The sequence below is a fragment of the Myxococcus vastator genome, from assembly GCF_010894475.1.
Classification (GTDB): domain Bacteria; phylum Myxococcota; class Myxococcia; order Myxococcales; family Myxococcaceae; genus Myxococcus; species Myxococcus vastator.
In genome coordinates, this window is sequence record NZ_JAAIYB010000884.1 from 1 (window position 1) to 1,053 (window position 1,053).

1 protein-coding gene is annotated in these 1,053 nt (G+C 55.7%); it reads right to left on the bottom strand.

Features of this window, described 5'->3' with window-relative positions; all coding sequences use genetic code 11:
• Positions 1-402: hypothetical protein (locus G4D87_RS38115; RefSeq protein WP_205507894.1), on the bottom strand; the 402-nt coding region annotated here is incomplete at its 3' end.
• Positions 403-1,053: the final 651 nt, after the last annotated feature.

Consider the following 1,053-nt stretch of genomic DNA (forward strand, 5'->3'; position numbering starts at 1 on the left):
GGGGACTAGGTCGAGATGGCATGCGATCGACATTGATGAATAGTATGAAAAGCTGGTTCCGGAGATGAGGAAGTCAAGCTCTTTGAACCAGCGATCATAGGGATTGATCTCAAAGTATCTGCGGCATACTTCTGCGATTTCGTCGTGATGGGAGCCTTTAGCCTCGGACCAACTCTTGAGCCCGAGCGATTGTAACGTGTGAAACCTGCGGCTTTCTTCAGGCAGTTCGTTGTGGCTGTCGTCGACAAATTCTTTGTTGCTGGGGTTGATTCCGACTGTCGCTATCCTGGCTCGTGAGATGTCTCCAAAGGATGGCACCGGACAACTCCAAGGAATGACCCTGGTGTCTTCCGGAGATGCCACCTCCAAGCGCTTGAGCAGATCGGCGAGTACTTGCCTCATGTTGTCCCTGATGCGAATGTTAGCGCTGCCTGTGCTTGGGTGCTACAGGAACACACGCTTGTTGCCGCTTCCGTGGTGGTCCGAGTATCGGCCATTCGGTTCGTATCTATCGGAGTGATGCTGGTCGACAGGGGGCGTTCATGGAGTTGCGAGCGAACTTGGTGGATTGGTCGGGCTGTCGGTAACGGCGAATGGTGCGTGCGAACTTAATAGAGAACTGCATGTGGTTGTAGCTAACCCTGCCTCACTCGGCATCGAGGCAGTCGTTATGATGTGCGCGGCAATCTCCGGTTTGGGCATAGGTGCGCGCATTGTAAGCGAACCGGATGCGCGGACCATACTTGAAAGCGCAGTCCTTGCTAGGCGAACGCTGACGATAGGGCTTCCACTGGAGTCTTCTACGACCCTCGCTTTACGGAGGTCGATGGCGACTGCGCATGGAACCGTTCGCTCGAGCCTAGAACTGGGATTGACCTAGGATCGGGCGGGCTTAGCAAAGATTCTCTAGCCCAGGCTTGGCGCGCAGTTGGCGATTCATGTGTGCTGCGGCACGCTGATGTGGGTGGAGTTGCGCCCTGACAGCGGTTGCGCCTATTGCCCTCATATAGCCTCTCCACGGGGGGAATCAGGAGGTTATGGGTGGGACAGGAC